The sequence below is a fragment of the Furfurilactobacillus sp. W61-4 genome (assembly GCF_057545565.1).
Genome location: NZ_BAAJNZ010000003.1, coordinates 156,988 through 174,106, shown reverse-complemented (window position 1 = coordinate 174,106; position 17,119 = coordinate 156,988). Strand labels below are relative to the sequence as shown.

The 17,119-nt window shown below is 43.8% G+C and carries 15 protein-coding genes; 10 read left to right on the top strand and 5 right to left on the bottom strand.

Going from position 1 to position 17,119, the window contains the following annotated elements; all coding sequences use genetic code 11:
- Positions 1 to 55 precede the first annotated feature (55 nt).
- The 3 genes from AC27FN_RS05095 to AC27FN_RS05085 all read left to right on the top strand — a co-directional run bounded on the left by AC27FN_RS05095 (position 56) and on the right by AC27FN_RS05085 (position 3,509).
- On the top strand, positions 56 to 1,081 hold the full coding sequence (locus AC27FN_RS05095; protein WP_487166933.1) for a hypothetical protein: 1,026 nt from the start codon (positions 56 to 58) through the stop codon (positions 1,079 to 1,081).
- Between the two features lie 161 nt (positions 1,082 to 1,242).
- Positions 1,243 to 1,737: a DUF2798 domain-containing protein gene (locus AC27FN_RS05090; RefSeq protein WP_487166932.1), complete on the top strand. Its 495-nt coding sequence runs from the start codon at positions 1,243 to 1,245 to the stop codon at positions 1,735 to 1,737.
- 149 nt (positions 1,738 to 1,886) lie between these two features.
- A complete protein-coding gene (locus AC27FN_RS05085; protein ID WP_487166931.1) occupies positions 1,887 to 3,509 on the top strand; it encodes an ABC-F family ATP-binding cassette domain-containing protein in 1,623 nt (540 codons plus the stop codon).
- A 57-nt stretch (positions 3,510 to 3,566) separates the two neighbouring features.
- Here AC27FN_RS05085 and AC27FN_RS05080 read toward each other — a convergent pair whose 3' ends face one another.
- Positions 3,567 to 3,965 carry a VOC family protein gene (locus AC27FN_RS05080; protein WP_487166930.1) on the bottom strand — a complete coding sequence of 133 codons (399 nt, stop codon included), beginning with the start codon at positions 3,963 to 3,965 and terminating at the stop codon, positions 3,567 to 3,569.
- Positions 3,966 to 4,114: 149 nt separating this feature from the next.
- Here AC27FN_RS05080 and AC27FN_RS05075 point away from each other — a divergent pair, with 149 nt between their 5' ends.
- Together AC27FN_RS05075 and AC27FN_RS05070 are read left to right on the top strand one after the other, a co-directional pair.
- A complete protein-coding gene (locus AC27FN_RS05075) occupies positions 4,115 to 4,579 on the top strand; it encodes a universal stress protein (protein ID WP_487166929.1) in 465 nt (154 codons plus the stop codon).
- Between the two features lie 170 nt (positions 4,580 to 4,749).
- Entirely contained in the window at positions 4,750 to 6,150 is a 1,401-nt protein-coding gene (locus tag AC27FN_RS05070; protein WP_487166928.1) for a flavocytochrome c, read from the top strand.
- A gap of 196 nt (positions 6,151 to 6,346) precedes the next feature.
- Here AC27FN_RS05070 and AC27FN_RS05065 read toward each other — a convergent pair whose 3' ends face one another.
- Together AC27FN_RS05065 and AC27FN_RS05060 are read right to left on the bottom strand one after the other, a co-directional pair.
- Complete coding sequence (locus AC27FN_RS05065; RefSeq protein ID WP_487166927.1) at positions 6,347 to 7,408, bottom strand: FAD:protein FMN transferase; 1,062 nt, start codon at positions 7,406 to 7,408, stop codon at positions 6,347 to 6,349.
- A 106-nt stretch (positions 7,409 to 7,514) separates the two neighbouring features.
- Entirely contained in the window at positions 7,515 to 9,575 is a 2,061-nt protein-coding gene (locus tag AC27FN_RS05060) for a BglG family transcription antiterminator (RefSeq protein WP_487166926.1), read from the bottom strand.
- 133 nt (positions 9,576 to 9,708) lie between these two features.
- Between AC27FN_RS05060 and AC27FN_RS05055 the strand changes: the two genes are divergently transcribed.
- The 4 genes from AC27FN_RS05055 to tkt all read left to right on the top strand — a co-directional run bounded on the left by AC27FN_RS05055 (position 9,709) and on the right by tkt (position 13,908).
- On the top strand, positions 9,709 to 10,176 hold the full coding sequence (locus AC27FN_RS05055; protein ID WP_487166925.1) for a PTS sugar transporter subunit IIA: 468 nt from the start codon (positions 9,709 to 9,711) through the stop codon (positions 10,174 to 10,176).
- Positions 10,173 to 10,478: a PTS sugar transporter subunit IIB gene (locus AC27FN_RS05050; protein WP_487166924.1), complete on the top strand. Its 306-nt coding sequence runs from the start codon at positions 10,173 to 10,175 to the stop codon at positions 10,476 to 10,478. The genes AC27FN_RS05055 and AC27FN_RS05050 overlap by 4 nt, the downstream gene beginning before the upstream one ends.
- Positions 10,479 to 10,493: 15 nt before the next feature.
- A complete protein-coding gene (ulaA, locus tag AC27FN_RS05045; protein ID WP_487166923.1) occupies positions 10,494 to 11,855 on the top strand; it encodes a PTS ascorbate transporter subunit IIC in 1,362 nt (453 codons plus the stop codon).
- 67 nt (positions 11,856 to 11,922) lie between these two features.
- Positions 11,923 to 13,908 (top strand): transketolase, encoded by a 1,986-nt coding sequence (gene tkt / locus AC27FN_RS05040; RefSeq protein WP_487166922.1) that lies wholly within the window; start codon positions 11,923 to 11,925, stop codon positions 13,906 to 13,908.
- Positions 13,909 to 14,045: 137 nt separating this feature from the next.
- Here the strand turns inward: tkt and AC27FN_RS05035 are convergent, their stop codons facing one another.
- Positions 14,046 to 14,741 (bottom strand): amino acid ABC transporter permease, encoded by a 696-nt coding sequence (locus AC27FN_RS05035; protein WP_487166921.1) that lies wholly within the window; start codon positions 14,739 to 14,741, stop codon positions 14,046 to 14,048.
- A gap of 8 nt (positions 14,742 to 14,749) precedes the next feature.
- Positions 14,750 to 15,616: a transporter substrate-binding domain-containing protein gene (locus AC27FN_RS05030; protein ID WP_487166920.1), complete on the bottom strand. Its 867-nt coding sequence runs from the start codon at positions 15,614 to 15,616 to the stop codon at positions 14,750 to 14,752.
- A gap of 238 nt (positions 15,617 to 15,854) precedes the next feature.
- Between AC27FN_RS05030 and AC27FN_RS05025 the strand changes: the two genes are divergently transcribed.
- On the top strand, positions 15,855 to 17,075 hold the full coding sequence (locus AC27FN_RS05025) for an MFS transporter (RefSeq protein WP_487166919.1): 1,221 nt from the start codon (positions 15,855 to 15,857) through the stop codon (positions 17,073 to 17,075).
- Positions 17,076 to 17,119 lie beyond the last annotated feature (44 nt).

Sequence of the window (17,119 nt, the reverse complement as noted above, 5' to 3'; positions counted from 1 at the left end):
AAAATGAACTCGTATTAAATTTGAAATTGTTTTCACAAATGAGGGGAGTTTTATTATGGCAAGGCTAGGTATGAAAGCAGCAGCTTTAGCAGCGGCAGTAACAATGGGTAGTTCCTTGTTTTTGATTCCAACGACGGGAGTTAATGCAGATGATAACAATCAGGTTGTCCTGAAACAACTTGAGGGGTCGCCACATAACAACGAATCATTTGCTGTAACGACGGTGGCCATGAAGGGCGATAAAATCTTAGCTGCCAAAATTGATGAATTTCAGTTTGTGAAGAAGGGTAGTAAAGGCTTTACAGGTGTACCGAATAGCAATAGCGACTTTGGCAAGGGTTATAAGAGCGGACAAATGCTAATTTCAAAGAATGCGAACGATGCCGCCTACTCTGATCTGATGAAGACGAACGCTAAAGCAACTAAATCTCGTGCTGATTCAATGACAGCTATTGAAAACTATGTTAAAGGCAAAACTGCTAGTCAGTTGCTAAGTGCCACCAAGAAAAATAAAGCCATGCAAAAGAAAGTGATTTCAGGGGCCACATTGGCCAGCACGAATGGCTATGTTAAAGCAATTGCTAATGCAGCCAAAAAAGGTTATACCACTAAAGGGACCACAGTAGATGATGACAACGTTGTTTTGAAGCAGATGGACACGGCGCCGCATGGTAAACAGGCATTTGCTGTCACTACTGTGGCGATGAGTGGCGACAAGATTGCCGCAACGAGCATTGACGAATTCCAATTTGTTAAAAAAGGAAGCAAAGACTTCACTGGTGTACCCAATAGTAACGCGAAGTTTGGTAAAGAAGGTTACAAGAGTGGTCAGATGCTTATTTCCAAGCAGGCCAATGATAAGGGCTACTCAGCACTGATGAAGAAAGAAGCTAAATCAACTCAATCACGGATGAAGTCGATTAAGGCGATCGATCAATTTGCTGCGGGTAAAACAGCGAGTGATTTAACGAACACGGTTAACGACAACAAAGGTAAAAAAGCGGATGTTGTGTCTGGAGCAACCCTAGTTGATACCAACAATTATCTCACTTCGATCGTCCAAACAGCCAACCAGCAATAGTTGACCCGGTTTGGTAAAAATTGAATTTTCACTAGCGAAGGCTCGCAAAATTATGGTACATTTAAACCCTAATAAGCGTGCGTATAATGGTTCAGCACAAGGATTTCTCTCTCCTTGTGCTGAATTTTTTTGCTTAAAATTTAAGGAATGAGGTCTGTATTTTGGAATTTCAACAACGGTTACCACACAGTTTTAAAGAAACAGCGTTATTTATGTTAGTGATTTCAGTTCTATCGGTAAACATCATCGCTCCGCTCATCACCGGTTTAGAGATTGGATTTTCAATGAGTCATTGGCTGGGAGTTCTACAGCAAATTCCACTCTTGTGGTTATTTGTCATTGCGCTAGTCTTCTTAACAGATAAACCGAGTGGCCAGCTGGCAAACTTGATTTTGGAACCAGGCACACCATTTAAGGCGACGATGCTAATTCGGGCCATGTGCCAAGTGTTCTTGATGTCCCTATTTTTAACTGTTCTCGGTACATGGATTGGCACACGACAGATCACGATGACCCCGATTCATCACTTCTTTCAAATCTGGCCACGTAATTTCACAATTGCGTTTATTGTCGAAGGTTTCATAGCGCAACCCATAGCCAGAAGCGTCATGGCATTCTATCACCGTCAAAGTGATGCGACTGAAGAAGTTGAATGAGGCTTAATGAAGCTGACTATGCTTTGCTCTCGCGCTGATGACGTAAAGTCAAAAGTATGATAGGCTAAGACGACAAGTAAACATCAGTTAGAGAACCAACCGTGCGGATGTTTAGCGCGGCTGGTTTTTATTAAAGAGACGAGGTAGTTATGTTAACAGTTAACGACGTCAGTATGCAGTTTGGCACTCATAAACTCTATAGTGATATTAATCTAAAATTTACACCGGGCAATTGTTATGGCGTGATCGGGGCAAACGGTGCTGGCAAGTCCACCTTCCTAAAGATCATTGAAGGTGAGCTCAAGCCGACAACCGGGACCGTTAGCCTTGGGCCTAATGAACGAATGAGCAGTTTAAACCAAAACCACTTTGCCTTTGAGGATGAAACGGTGATGAATACCGTTATTCGTGGTCATCAACGGTTATATGAGATCATGAGCGAAAAAGAGGCCTTGTATGCCAAAGCTGATTTTAGCGATGAGGATGGGATGCAGGCGGCGGAATTAGAAGCAGAGTTTGCAGAACTGGATGGATGGAACGCGGAGGTTGAGGCTAATCAGCTGTTGCAGGCACTCGGCATTAATGAAGCCATGCATCAACAAAAAATGAGTGAGCTGACCGAACCGCAAAAGGTTAAAGTACTCCTAGGCCAAGCGTTATTCGGTAACCCTGATATTCTATTGTTAGATGAACCGACAAATGGTCTGGATGTTCAGTCGATCAGTTGGTTAGAAAACTTTTTGGCAGACTATCAGAATACGGTGATTGTGGTTTCTCATGACCGCCATTTTTTAAATCAAGTATGTACGCACATGTGTGATGTGGATTTTGGTAAAATCACATTGTTCGTTGGAAATTACGACTTTTGGATGGAAAGTAGCGCCTTAGCAACAAAACTGCGGAACAGTGCCAACCAGAAAAAAGAAGAGCAGATTAAGGAACTACAAGATTTCATTGCTCGTTTCAGTGCAAATGCTTCGAAGTCCAAACAGGCGACTTCACGGAAGAAGCAATTAGATAAGATTACACTAGATGACATCAAACCGTCGTCACGAAAATATCCCTTCATCCAATTTACGCCAGATCGGGAGATTGGTAATGATCTGCTACGAGTAGACGGTGTATCAAAGACCATCGACGGGGTGAAAGTACTGGATCAGATTACATTTACACTCCGTCCAAATGAAAAAACAGCGTTATTAAGTCGTTCAGATTTGGCCACGACGACATTGATGCAGATTATTTCCGGGGAAATATTACCAGATACAGGGACAGTGACCTGGGGACAGACGACCACGAGAACGTATTTGCCCAAGGACATCAATAGTGAATTTGCGGATAGCCATTTAACAATTTTAGATTGGTTGCGTCAATATGCACCAAAAGGTGAGGATGACAACACCTTTCTTCGCGGCTTCCTAGGCAAAATGTTATTTTCCGGAGAAGATGTGTTGCGGGAAGTTAATGTCTTGTCAGGTGGGGAAAAGGTTCGGGCCATGTTATCAAAAATGATGTTGAGCCGAGCCAATGTCTTGTTGATGGACGATCCCACCAACCATCTAGATTTGGAATCTATTACCGCTTTGAACGACAGTCTCATTGCCTTCAAAGGTGCCGTGGTGTTTACGTCCCATGACCATGAATTTATTTCCACAATCGCCGATCATCTAATTGAAGTCAGTGACCGAGGGATTGTTGAACGTGCCGAAACGAATTATGACGAATTCTTAAATCATGAGTTTGTTCAAAAGCAAGTAAGTGAACTATATTAGTCAGGCAATTTGAAGTTTTAAAAACCACCGTCTCGGCTTTATCGCGACGGTGGTTTTTTAAGCATCAATATTCCAACGAACGCCGAACTGATCGTCGACAACTCCGAATGAGCCACCCCATTCTTTGACTGTAAAGGCAATGATGACGTGGCCGTGCGTTGCTAATTGACTGAAGAGTTCGTTGGCCGCTTCGAGAGCATCAAAGTGAAGACCCATTGAGACAGTTTGACCAGGTTGAACTTCTGGGGCGCCTGGAATGACATCCAAGGCTGAAATTTTGAAATGTTCATTTACCGTTAAGACACTGTGAACAACCAAATCAGCGTTTTTTTCGCTGGCTTCGCCAAACAATTGCCCAGCTGTCTGGACAATGAGCGAACCGCCTAAAATTTGTTGATAAAAGTGTTGCGCTGCATTGGCTTGACCATGAAACGTTAAGTAAGGTGAAAACTCCATCGTAAAATCTTCCTAATCTTTTATTTGAAATCGCTTCCATTATCGCATATTTAGTTAAAACTAGTCTAACGAATGAAAGATTTGGTATCTGATCTAAAAATAAAGTATATTGATGATGGAAACGCATACAAAGACGATTGGAGGAAACGATGATGACTTTCAAACCACAACAAATTTTAGTTCCTTTAGATGGGTCCGAAAATTCTGAACAAGCATTGTCCGTTGCTGCCGACATCGCCCAGCAATTTGACAGCCGCCTGCACTTAATCCGGGTCTACAATCCAGCATTTGCATCAGCTGCAGTCGACGTGAGTGAAGCCGTTAAAGGGTTTGATAACAATATGATTATGGAAGGCAAACGCTATCTAGAGGCCAAGGTCGTTCAGTTATCAGAAAAAGGCGTCAGCAATGTGGAAAATCATTTGGTTCAAGGCAACGTTAAAAAAACGATTGCGATTGATTATCCACAAGCACATCAAATTGATCTGATTGTGATTGGAGCAACTGGATTAGATGCTTTCAGTCAGGCTGTCTTAGGGTCAGTTACTGGGTATGTCGTCAATCGAGCCACGGCAAACGTGATGGTGGTTAAAAAAGAGCCGACAACCGAGTAAGAGGGTTGTTGAGGTCGTGAGTTATAAATAAAAGTAATTGTTTCACAACCGTTTGACTATAGCCGGGGTCAATCAGTATGATGTGGGGTGTGAACGGTGATACGCCGTCAATTACAATAAGTGAATTAAAGCACAAATATGCTGAAGCAAAAGTGAAAAGGGGTAATCTCATGGCCGAAAAATTTCAGTTTCAACCAAGCAGTATTGACACATTGCAATCACATTATGATGTGGTGATCATCGGCTCTGGCAGTACTGGCTTGGTTAGCGCTTTACAGGCGCACGAACTGGGATTAAAGCCCGTCATTTTAGAGAAAATGGCTAAAATTGGCGGCAACACAACGCGGGCCTCGTCCGGAATGAATGCAGCTGAGACAAACGTTCAATTACATCATGGAGTTGTCGATAGTTATGAAGAATTTTATGACGAGACCCTCAAGGGCGGCGGCAATCTCAATGATCCAGATCTACTCCAGTATTTCAGTACACATGCTGCACTCGCCATTGATTGGTTAGCTGATCATGGAATTCGGCTTGAAGATATTACCATTACTGGGGGAATGAGTAAGATGCGGACCCATCGCCCCGCGAGCATGGCGCCGATTGGTGGATTTCTCGTGACCGAGTTGCTCAAGCAAATTCAGGATCAGCAATTACCACTCTTTACTGAAGTGACGGTGACTCGTTTGAATAAAGATGAGGCTGACACTGTCAATGGGGTGACGGTTACTTTACCAGATGGCGCGCAAACGCAGATTAATGCAGGCGCTGTTATTTTGGCCACGGGCGGGTTTGGTGCGAACGAATCAATGATCGAAACTTACCGTCCGGATTTGAAGGGTTACAAGACAACCAATCAACCTGGCGCAACTGGTGACGGCCTGAAGTTGGCTCAGGCGGCAGGCGCGGCGCTTGTGCAGATGGACCAAATTCAGGTGCACCCCACTGTCCAGCAAGATAATCCCCATGCCTTTTTAATTGGTGAAGCCGTTCGTGGTGAAGGGGCGATCTTAGTTAATGCAGCGGGACAACGTTTTGTCAATGAATTAGATACGCGAAAAGTCGTTTCTAATGCCATAACTGCATTGCCAGCGCACAGCGCTTATTTGATCTTTGATCAAGGCATTCGTGACCGAGTCAAGGCAATTGAATTCTACGATAGTATTGGTTTAGTGGTCACTGGCGATAGTTTGACTGAATTAGCGCAGTCGTTAGAAATTCCTAGCGAGCAATTGGCTGACACGGTCGCCACTTGGAATGCGGCTGTGGATGAAAATGAGGATCCTCAATGGTCACGAACGACGGGGATGGACCGACAAATTACCGAAGGACCATTCTTCGCGATTCACATTGCACCAGCGGTTCACTACACAATGGGTGGCGTAAGGGCGAACCATAAGACACAGGTTCTTGATGAGAACGGTCAAGTTATCACTGGATTATTTGCCGGCGGGGAAGTCGTTGGCGGTCTTCATGGAAACAACCGGATTGGCGGAAACTCGATTGCTGAGACCGTAATCTTTGGTCGCCAGGCTGGTCAACAAGTGTTTGAATACATTAAGCAGTCTTAAAATATGAAATTAAAAGCGTTGCGTGACTATAAGTAGGCAGTGATGCCATAAAAACGAGCTTCGCATGATGATGAATTCATGCGAAGCTCGTTTTTAAGCGGTCCAATTTTGACTTTGAGCGTTTGTTTTTGGTTGGAAAGTGAAATTTACTGTTTAGCTTTGTCTCAAATGCTGCTTGTTGCTAATGAGTATTTGGTCAGTTGCCCATCGTGTAGCCAGTGCTGGCATCAAGCTTGAACCGTTTTTTTAGGCCATCAGTTACATAAATTTTCTTTTCGTTCGTGATGAAAATGGCTTGTATGCCTTGCTTCTGATTCATATACGCTAGCCCACCGGTTAAGCCCTTATCAAAAGCGGCATTTGATAGGGCATCTCCATCAATGGATTTCTTTGAAACAATAGTCACACTAGCTAAATTATTTTCATAAGGATAACCGGTCTTGGCATCAAAAAGATAAATGTATTTATGGCCGCCAGACATCAAATATTGTTCGTAGGTTCCAGCCGTCACGATCGACATGTCACTTTCTTTAATGGTGCCAACCGCATCGCCACGAGGCTTAACCGGGTTTTGAATGCCAACCGTCCACGGCTTATTGTGACCTTCTGGCGAGTGACCCATGACAATGATATTGCCGCCAAGATTGATGATGGCGGAAGTGACACCATTCTTCTTAAAGACTTTTTTGACTTGATCGGCGATATAGCCCTTGGCGATTCCACCAAAGTCAAGGCGCATCCCTTTTTTCGTTAAATAAACGGTCTGCTCCTTATCGTTAAGTTGAACATCATGATAATCAACGAGGGGTAAAGCAGCGTCAATCTCTGACTGCGCTGGAACGCGTGCACCAGGTAGACCAATTTTCCATAAATTGGTAACGGCACCAATGGCCATGTCAAAACTACCTTCAGAATTCTCGGAAACGGATAGGGCCTTTTTAACCATCGGATAGAAATCATCGGGTACTCGAACTGGTTTGATCCCAGCATTATCGTTAATTTTGTCTAGCTGGGAACCACCTCGGGTTAACGTTGATTCATCGTCCATATGGTGAATTTCTTTAAAACCTTTATTGATCACATCTTTTTTGCCCTTATCGTAAATTGATAAGGTACAAATTGTTCCCATGATCATTTCACTTTTCTCGTATGGATTTTTAACCATTGGTTTAGCCTTGGTTTTGGGCTTCGACGAACAACCAGCTAATGTCACAACCAGAACGACTAACAGGCTACCCCAGATCAGCGCTTTTTTCATGTATGCAAACTCCTTTAAGGCCTCTAAACGGGCGTGGTGATGACTTGTGAGAACTGTTACATTTTACTCCAAAAAGCACGTGTTGTGTGCAAAAGTCTGCAACCGATTATATCTGGGCGACTTCGAGTAAATGACTTATTTCGGCCACTGAGTGAGTCGCTTTAATTGCCTTAACCCAAGCCACGTCTTGAATTTTCTGAAGCAGCTGCGAAAGTGCGGCCAGATGTGATGTTGCATCAACTGGTGCTAGACCAATGATTAGTTGAATCTTTTTCGCAGGGGTATGACCTTCAATTTGAATCGTCATTGGATGCTGACAAAGCAGTAGACTCATTCCTAAATCGTTGACACCATCATTCTGTGTGGCATGAGCTAACATAATACCATCACCTAGCACCATATAGGGCCCGTTTTTTTGAGTTAGATTAATCACTTGCTCTAAATAATGGGGATGGATAAGGCCATCATGTAGTAAGGGACTAAGCGCAATTTTGACACCCTGCTGCCAAGACAAAACATCAGTTGAATATTTAATGTGGGCTGTTGGCAGCAGGCGCTGCAGACTGCTTAATGTTTCATCAGTTTCAGCTTGGTGTGGATGTTTGGATTGATTAAGATAACCATGCAGTGCGCCCGTTAGGCCATCAAAGTCTTCGATTCGCGCGTAGTTACTGATGATATCGAGTAAAGCATTTATTCGGGCTTCATTAAAGTTGATATCTGATAAATGAGCGTTGACTAGAGCCTTACCGATCGTTTCCCAATCGCGGTGGTTCGGCAGCGGAGATACGGTTACTACCGGAATTTCTAGAGGGACGGTCAATTTGATGGTACTAATAATGAGTTTGATATGATCCAAGTCGTGATTTTTAAATTGGAAAACACTGAGTGGTTGTGAGAAGGCAATGTTTGGAAATCGTTGGGTTAACTGCTGTTGTAGAATATATGAGGTACCAATACCGCTTGAACAGACCACTAAAACATCCGTTTGAACAGTTTGCTCATTTTCAATTGATCGGAGTTCACCACCAAAATAGAGCGCAATTAAGGCGATTTCATCATCACTAAGTTGGCCATTAATAAATTTTTCAAATGGGCGAATTGCATATTTGGTGAAAGAAAATAGTTCTTGGTACCCTTCAGTGATTTGCTCTAAGTTCGGGTGATGATAAGGAATCATAAATTTAGACCGATAAAAAGCTGATAATAGATGAGTGGATAAGGTTAATTCAAGCTTATCAGGGGAAATGCTGGCGCTGGAGGCAGCATTGAATCGGTCGATTATCTCGCGCGCAATCGGGAAAATTCTTTGTATTAGGCCGTCAGTTTTATTCACGCGGTAAAATTGACTCGTGTTAATAATGCGACCCAGAAAATAAGCCTCGCTATAATTTTGGACATCATTAGCGGCAAGAAAGTTAATGGACCAGTCGATTGATGAGGAATCAACGGTAGTTCTTCTCGACGGTGAATCTGGTAGTTGATTTTGTGGATCCTTGATGCGATCTAAAAACCACAGAATAAACTCATCGAGTGTGGATAAAGCATCATCGGTGAAATAGTTGCCGGTTATTTTTTCTAATTTATGAATTTCTGTGTTAATTGCAATTAATCGTGACGGATTAATATCAATTTGACTATATAGAATGGAGCTTCGATCGTTCAAGGCTTCTAAAACCCAATTTCGTTGGGTGATTTCCGAACCAGCAAGAAACTTCCCAGTGGTACCTTGAACAATTTCTAAGCGATGAGTGGCTAAAGTTTGCCGGACCTGTCTTAGGTCAGAGATCACCGTGTGTTTTGAAACATTAAAGCGTGCCGCCAAGTGAGTTAACGAGAGCGCTTGATGATTAATCAGTTCCCAAATAATTAGTTGGCAGCGTTGATGTTTCGATAGTTGATCAATCGTTGCTTGAGCATCTGAGAAGTGCTCAAGCAACGATTTTTTGGTTTCACTTTGAATGTAATATCCGGCTCCTAGAATATTGGTGACAGGTTCTAAATCATCTGCAAGTAGTGCTTCATTAACGCGTTTTAAAACGTAAAAGACGCCTCTTCGCGATAGATTCAATTGAACTTTTAAATCATCAATTGTGGCATAGTCGCTTTGCTCGATAAGAAAGTTCAAAAGGTCATTGCCGTGTTTAATTTTTGTATAGTTAATCATTTGTCACGATCTCCCCAAGCTAACGTTACTTTTGTGGTGAATAAATTGCACTATCAATAGTGTAAGTATTGCACTTGTTAGCGTTTTCATCAATGATACGATAAGTGCACCATCAATTATTGGAGGCGAAGGAATGCTCAGCGATTTATTAAATCGAGAGACAATTCAGTTGATTTCTGGAGAGGCATTAACCTGGCAGGAGGCCATTGGATTGGCTGCGAAGCCGTTGGTTGAAAACAATAGTGTCACGACTAAATATGTCGATGCCATGATCAAGGTTGTTGATGAAGAGGGCCCTTACATTAACATCGGTGATCATGTGGCGTTAGCTCATACTCGGCCTGAAAATGGGTCGAATAGAATTTCTTTGGCACTACTCAAAACAACGGAGTCGGTCAATTTAGTTAATGCGGATCATCCGGTCACACTCTGGTTTGTCTTATCAGCGGTTGATAATCAGAGTCATTTGCAAGTTATTCGACAATTGATGATGTTATTAACTAATGAGACAGCACTTAATGCTTTGAAAACAGCCACGTCGGTTGATGATTTGATCAAAGTCATTGCAACTATCGACGACACAACGGAGGAATCAAAATGAAAATTCTAGCAGTGTGCCAAAGCGGTCTTGGTAGCAGCTTTATGGTTCAAATGAACGTCCAGCAAATTTTAAAAGATGAAAACGTTGATGTAGATGCAAACAACATTACCGTTGATCATTCAGATGTCGGTAGTGCTACTGCCGACGCTGCTGATTACTTTTTTGTTGAATCGACATTGGCCGATGCTTTGAGTAGTATTCCAAAAGACCGTGTTGTTTTGTTGAAGAGCTTAATCGATAAAAAGGAAACAACAGATCACGTCAATGATGTGTTGGATCGTAATCAGATCCAACATGATTAGTGGGGAAAATTAATTATGAAAAGTGTACTGAACTTATTCGTCTCCATCGCGACGCAACCAGCAATTCTGGTGGCATTGATTGCGATGCTAGGCTTGTTATTACAAAAGAAAAAAACAACAGAAGTGGTTCAAGGAACAATCAAAACCTTTGCAGGATTCTTAGTCCTGACAGGCGGTGCTGGCATCTTAAGTGCCTCTTTGACACCATTTGCTAAGATGTTTCAGTTTGCACTCCACGTTCAAGGGGTTGTACCAAGCAATGAAGCCGTGGTGGCCATTGCGCTAGTGAAATACGGTTCAACAACGGCGCTAGTTATGTTGGTCGGTATGATCGTAAATATTTTGCTTGCCCGGTTCACACGCTTTAAGTACATCTTTTTAACGGGCCAGGCAATGCTGTACATGTCTTGTCTGACAGCTGTGATTTTAGTAAGCGCCAAGTTAGGTACTGGGTGGCAAACGATTCTGCTAGGCGGCATATTTGAAGGGACATTATTAACAGTCACCCCAGCTTTATGTCAACCCTTCATGCGAAAAATCACCGGTGGTGATCAGGTTGCTATGGGGCACACTGGGAACATCGGTTATGCAACGGCTGGCCTGATGGGACAGTGGTTTGGTAATAAAGAAAAAAGTACCGAAGACATCGAGATGCCTAAGGGATTAAGCTTTTTACGGGACTCGACAGTGTCGATTACGTTGTTAATGGGTGTTGTTTATTTGGCATTGGCCATCGTCACGGGTCCTCATTTTGTCGAAACAAAGTTGAGTGCGGGAACGAATTATTTGGTTTACTCACTCGTTCAGGCAGGAACATTTGCAGCGGGCTTTGTGGTCGTACTGCAAGGGGTTCGCATGATTTTAGCCGAAATTGTGCCAGCTTTCCAGGGAATAGCGCAACGTTTGGTTCCAAATTCAAAACCGGCTTTGGACGTGCCAATTATTTTCCCATATGCACCTAATGCTGTGTTAATTGGCTTCTTTACCAGCTTTATTGTTGGGACAATCAGCATGTTTATCATGATCGCATTACACACCACGGTGATTATTCCCGGTGTGGTCGGTCACTTCTTCTGTGGTGCCGCAGCGGCAATATATGGCAACGCAACCGGCGGCCGTCGGGGTGCAATTATCGGCGCATCCGTGAATAGTTTGATCATTAGTTGGTTGCCACTCTTTATTCTACCGGTTTTGGGCACGCTGAAACTGGCAGCGTCTACGTTCGCCGATACAGATTATTTAGTACCAGGAATCTTGCTTGGTAATCTCGGTCATCTTGGTACGGTTGCGATCGTTATTGGGATTCTTGGCTTCTTGGCAGTCGTGTTAGTCCTTAGCGCGATCTTAAACGGCCGTGATAAAGCCGCTGCTAAATAGTCACTCGCGTTATTGACCCGGTAAAGTCCCTCTTGCCGGGCCATTTTTGAAAGGAAGAGAGTTAATCATGATTTTTACTGATTCAGATCAAGATGCAGTTAATGCGATTCGTTTTTTAAGTGTTGATATGATTGAAAAGGCGAATAGTGGACACCCAGGACTACCGATTGACGCTGCACCAATGGCCTATGTTCTGTGGGAGAAATTAATGAATTTTAATCCGCATGACCCTAAATGGATAAATCGTGATCGCTTTGTTTTAAGCGCCGGACACGGTTCAGCATTGCTTTATAGTTTGCTTCACTTAAATGGTTTTGGGGTCGAAATTTCTGATTTGCAACAATTTCGTCAACTTGGCTCGGTTACGCCGGGACACCCTGAAGTGACGGAAACGCCAGGAATTGATGCAACGACGGGTCCACTTGGACAAGGATTGGGTATGGCTGTTGGGATGGCGATGGCCGAAAAACACTTAGCAGCGATGGTTAACCGTCCTGGTTATAACGTGATTGACCATTACACCTATGCCATCGTTGGTGACGGAGATCTCATGGAGGGAATTAGTCATGAGGCGATCAATTTGGCCGGGAATAAACGCTTGAATAAATTGATTGTATTGTATGATTCTAATGACGTTTCTCTCGATGGCCCGTTAGCGTTAAGTGCGACTGATAGCGTTCGTGATCGTTTTAAAGCGGCCCAGTGGGATTACGAAGAGGTGCTTGATGGTAATGATTTGGCGGCAATTAGCCAAGCCTTGATCCGTGCCAAGAAAAATGACCGGCCAACGTTAATCGAAGTCAAAACAGTTATTGGTTATGGGACACCCGAAGCCGGCACCAATAAAGTTCATGGTGCCGCACTTGGTGAGGCTAATTTGACCCAAATGCGTCATTTTTATGATTGGTCTTCCCAGCCTTTTGAAATTTCAGATTCAATTTATCAAACTTATCACGACGAAATGGCCGATAAACTGGCACAGTACAATGCTTGGCAAACAATGTTCACTGATTTCACCACCAGATTTCCTGACCAAGCGCAGCGGCTAACTGTGAATACATTAGACATGACAGGGGTAACGGTTGACGAACGAAAATACGCGACACCAACAGCGACGCGAGTGATCAACGCAGATTTGATCCAACAGATCGCCAAACACAATGAAAACTTTTGGGGTGGCGCTGCTGATCTTTCCTCCTCAAACAAGACACTTTTAAGCGACGTTGGGGACTTTACAGCACTGTCACCACAAGGGCGTAATATTTTCTTTGGTGTCCGGGAGTTCGGAATGGCCGCTGCGCTTAACGGGATCATGTTACATGGTGGCAGTCGCGTATTCGGTAGCACCTTTTTCGTCTTTAGTGACTATTTGAAGGCCGCAATTCGATTGGCCGCCATTCAAAAATTGCCGACTACATTTATTTTTACCCACGATTCATTAGCAGTTGGGGAAGATGGACCAACACATGAACCGGTTGAACAATTGGCGGCTTTGCGAAGCATTCCAAATGTGAATGTATTCCGGCCTGCTGATGCCTCGGAGACGTTGGGAGCCTGGCAAACGATCAGTAAAATTAATGACCGGCCTAACGTTCTCGTTTTGACACGGCAGAAACTACCTCAATTGAGCTATGCTAGTGCGGCTAATGTCGAAAAAGGGGCATACGTTATTTCCCCAGCAAAAAGTCAGACACCTGATGGTATCTTAATTGCCACGGGATCTGAAGTTAGTTTGGCAATCGAAGCACAAGCACAGTTGCGAGATCGATCCTATGATTTGGCAGTTGTCTCCATGCCAAGTATGGAGCGATTCCGAGCCCAATCTGTTGAATACCGGGAAAGTGTGTTGCCACCAGATGTATCTCGCCGGATCTCCATTGAAATGGGCAGCGCCTTTGGCTGGGGTGAATTCACGGGTCTGCATGGCACTAACATTAGTGTCAATGAATTTGGCATGAGTGGCAAAGGACCTGAAGTGGTTAAACAATATGGGTTCACCGTCTCAACGATCGTTCAAACGTTTGAACGATTATGGCGAGAAACAGAAAATTAACCAGTAAATTTGGTTTAAGACAAATAAACGCGGGATATAAGTTGATAGGTGAGCAGCATTAAGCTGTCATCGATTGGCTTACGTCCTGCGTTTATTTAGATTGTAAACACGATATATATTGTATTGGCCGCCAACGATTAATTGCTTGTCGGGATCGCCAAACGTTTTTCTAGCCAGGCCTGGCCAGCCGTGAGTCCAGAGCAGCAGGCCCAATAGATGAGGGCAACTAACAGATACACGGTCATGTAATCAAATTGTTTGCCACCTTCGATCTTGGCCCGCATGAACATTTCCGAAACAGTGACCATGGCCGCGAGCGAAGTACCTTTAAACATGTCTAGAAGGATGTTTCCTAGTGCAGGAATCGCGATTCGAAAGGCCTGCGGTAAGATGACGTAGCGAATCGCTTTGGTGTAAGAGAAGCCTAATGAATAACTGGCTGACCACTGCCCATCAGCAACGCCCATAAACGCTGAGCGAAAAACTTCTGAAACGAAGGCCGCGGCGTTTAAAATGAAGGCAATTGCTGCCGCTAAGAAGGCATTAAGCTGAATGCCAGTGTATGGCAGGCCAAAGTATAGAATAAATAGCAGCACCAAGGCAGGTACGCCACGCATAAAGGAAATGTAGGTGCGCGTTAACCAATGGATGATCCGCCGAGAACTGAGTTGACCTAACGTTAAAATGAGCCCCCAAATAAGGGCACCAGTAAAACTGACCGCGGTTAACTCAACGGTGAGTGGCAGTCCGCCCAAAATAAACGGTAACGCGTGCCAAGCAAAATGAGCATTAAAAAAATTGGGGATCGTTAGCCAGGATAGTAATTGATTCATGAGCGAACTCACTTAATCCTGATGTAGGTTGTTTTCACGGTTGGGCGTTTAGAGACATCCTGGCCGCCGTAAAATTTTTTAGATAACTTAGCAATCGTGCCATCAGCTTTCAGCTTTTTGATTTCACGATCAACTTCTTTTTGTAACTTTGAATTACTCTTTTTCATCAAAATGCCGGTGCCGTTTTTATCATCTTGAGTGGTGAAGTACAGATTCTTCGGGATGGTTAATGGTAAGTTTGGCAAAGCCTTTAAGGCCATGGATTGCAGGTAATAGTCATTTAAAATCACATCGGTGCGGCCATTAGCGACATCTCGCAAATAAACGTCATTGGAAACATTATCGTAGTTGACCTGTTTAGCACCCAATTGACTGGCCAGTTTTTGATAATTGGTGCCTGCTTCACCGGCGGCCTTTTTACCTTTAAGGTCAGCAAAACGATGGATACCTGAGTCGTCATCTTTTCGTACAATCATGCTATCAAAGCTATATTTATAAGGGGTTGATAGTGCAAACTGCTTCTCACGCTGTTTACTGATGCCGAAATCGTTGGCGGCCATTTGAACGGTGCCGTTATTAACGGCCGTTAGCATCCCATCAACATCCATTTCCTTGAATTTAACTTGTTTATGTAGTCCTTTAGCAACGGCCTTAACAACGGCAACGTCGTATCCGGTCAACGCACTGCCTTTACTTTCGTGATATGAAGTTGGATATAAGGTCCCGGAAGTGGCGACCGTCCATGTTTTTTGGGTCGCTACCTTGTCATTTGTTGTCGCTGCTGTCTTGCCACAGGCGGTGAGAACAAACACTAACAATAATGAGCTAATCAATACTAAACCGTGAATGGTCCTTAATTTGTGCTGCTGAGTCACAAGTAAAACTTCCTTTCAGAATAAGATGGGTTAAGCATAGACTTTATTGTGAAAAATGTAAACGCATTCTTTTTGCATTTTAAACCCGTCATATCAAAATACACATGAAGAAAACGGATTTATTTTCACAAGCAAATTTATATCAACCGCCAAACTGTTGGCGAGGTTGGTTTGAATTAGTGAACAAGGGCCCCGTGGTATAGTAATGATTATCAATGGAAAATAGGTGGCAAACAACATGCAACACAAGCAACTGGCACAATGGCAAAAAAATATGTACGCACTATGGATCGGTAACTTTGTAACCGGTGCAGGTGCCAGCATGAGCTTGCCGTTTTTGCCGTTATTTATTAGTCAAATGGGTCACTATCCTAAGTGGGAATTAACACTTTATGCAGGACTAGCCTTTTCGGTCACGTTTTTAAGTCAAGCAGTTGTTTCGCCGTTATGGGGTAAATTGGCCGATCGAACTGGTCGCAAACCAATGCTCATGCGGGCTGCCGTGGGGATGACAATTACCGCAACCCTGACTGGTTTTTCAACTAACGTGTGGATTTTAATTGGACTGCGTTTAATTCAGGGGGCATTTTCTGGGTACATTAATAACGCCTACGCGCTAATTGCCAGTGAGGTGCCAATGGAACAAAGCGGCAAGACGATGGGCACGTTGACAACCGGAGCGGTGGGCGGCCAACTGGTTGGGCCGATTATTGGCGGATATATCGCTGGGTTATTTGGGTTTCGCATTCCTTTTTTCATCTTTGGTTTGCTGATGTTAATTGCATCAATCGTCACTGGACTGTTTGTAAAGGAAGACTTTACACCAGCAGATCCAAGCACAGCTGGGACAAAAACTAGTGCTTTTGCTGGGATCAAACATGTCCGGATCGTGTGGGCGATGATCATCTCTTCAATGCTCATTCAAGGGGCGACAACCTCTATTAACCCGATCATCAGTTTATTTGTTAAAGAACTCATGCACGCTCAAGGAAATATTGCCTTGGCCAGCGGGGTAATTGCCGCCTTACCAGGGATTGCAACGCTTATTGCTGCGCCACGCCTAGGAGCTTTGGGTGATCGGATTGGACCGCAACGGGTTTTGGTGGCCGGCTTGATCTTTTGTGGGTGTGTTTTCTTGCCGATGTTCTTTGTAACAACGGTGATGATGCTAGGGATTCTGCGCTTTTTGGTCGGAATTTCCGATGCCGCGTTACTGCCAGTGACACAAACAGTGATGACACTCAATACACCGCAAGAGGCGGTGAGCCGAATCTTTAGCTATAATCAGTCCGCACAAGCAATTGGTTCGGTGATTGGCCCAATGTTGGCTTCTGGAGTCGCTGGGGTGTTAGATTATCGATATGTATTTTTAATGACGACAGGTTTAGTGCTAATTAATCTGGCTGTGGTGGTGTGGGCTTATCGCACAGATTCAGTGGCGTCGGCGTCAGGCAATTGACACAAGATAAAGCGGTGATGATCTATTGGATTTATGGGCGGGAT

What these genes read in the sequence shown, in the direction of transcription:
- AC27FN_RS05075 (WP_487166929.1), top strand. Translation starts at nt 4,115, where the DNA reads ATGATGACTTTCAAACCACAACAAATTTTAGTTCCTTTAGATGGGTCC.
- AC27FN_RS05085 (WP_487166931.1), top strand. Translation starts at nt 1,887, where the DNA reads ATGTTAACAGTTAACGACGTCAGTATGCAGTTTGGCACTCATAAACTC.
- AC27FN_RS05060 (WP_487166926.1), bottom strand. Translation starts at nt 9,575, where the DNA reads ATGATTAACTATACAAAAATTAAACACGGCAATGACCTTTTGAACTTT.
- AC27FN_RS05070 (WP_487166928.1), top strand. Translation starts at nt 4,750, where the DNA reads ATGGCCGAAAAATTTCAGTTTCAACCAAGCAGTATTGACACATTGCAA.
- ulaA (WP_487166923.1), top strand. Translation starts at nt 10,494, where the DNA reads ATGAAAAGTGTACTGAACTTATTCGTCTCCATCGCGACGCAACCAGCA.
- AC27FN_RS05050 (WP_487166924.1), top strand. Translation starts at nt 10,173, where the DNA reads ATGAAAATTCTAGCAGTGTGCCAAAGCGGTCTTGGTAGCAGCTTTATG.
- tkt (WP_487166922.1), top strand. Translation starts at nt 11,923, where the DNA reads ATGATTTTTACTGATTCAGATCAAGATGCAGTTAATGCGATTCGTTTT.
- AC27FN_RS05095 (WP_487166933.1), top strand. Translation starts at nt 56, where the DNA reads ATGGCAAGGCTAGGTATGAAAGCAGCAGCTTTAGCAGCGGCAGTAACA.
- AC27FN_RS05055 (WP_487166925.1), top strand. Translation starts at nt 9,709, where the DNA reads ATGCTCAGCGATTTATTAAATCGAGAGACAATTCAGTTGATTTCTGGA.
- AC27FN_RS05035 (WP_487166921.1), bottom strand. Translation starts at nt 14,741, where the DNA reads ATGAATCAATTACTATCCTGGCTAACGATCCCCAATTTTTTTAATGCT.
- AC27FN_RS05025 (WP_487166919.1), top strand. Translation starts at nt 15,855, where the DNA reads ATGCAACACAAGCAACTGGCACAATGGCAAAAAAATATGTACGCACTA.
- AC27FN_RS05080 (WP_487166930.1), bottom strand. Translation starts at nt 3,965, where the DNA reads ATGGAGTTTTCACCTTACTTAACGTTTCATGGTCAAGCCAATGCAGCG.
- AC27FN_RS05065 (WP_487166927.1), bottom strand. Translation starts at nt 7,408, where the DNA reads ATGAAAAAAGCGCTGATCTGGGGTAGCCTGTTAGTCGTTCTGGTTGTG.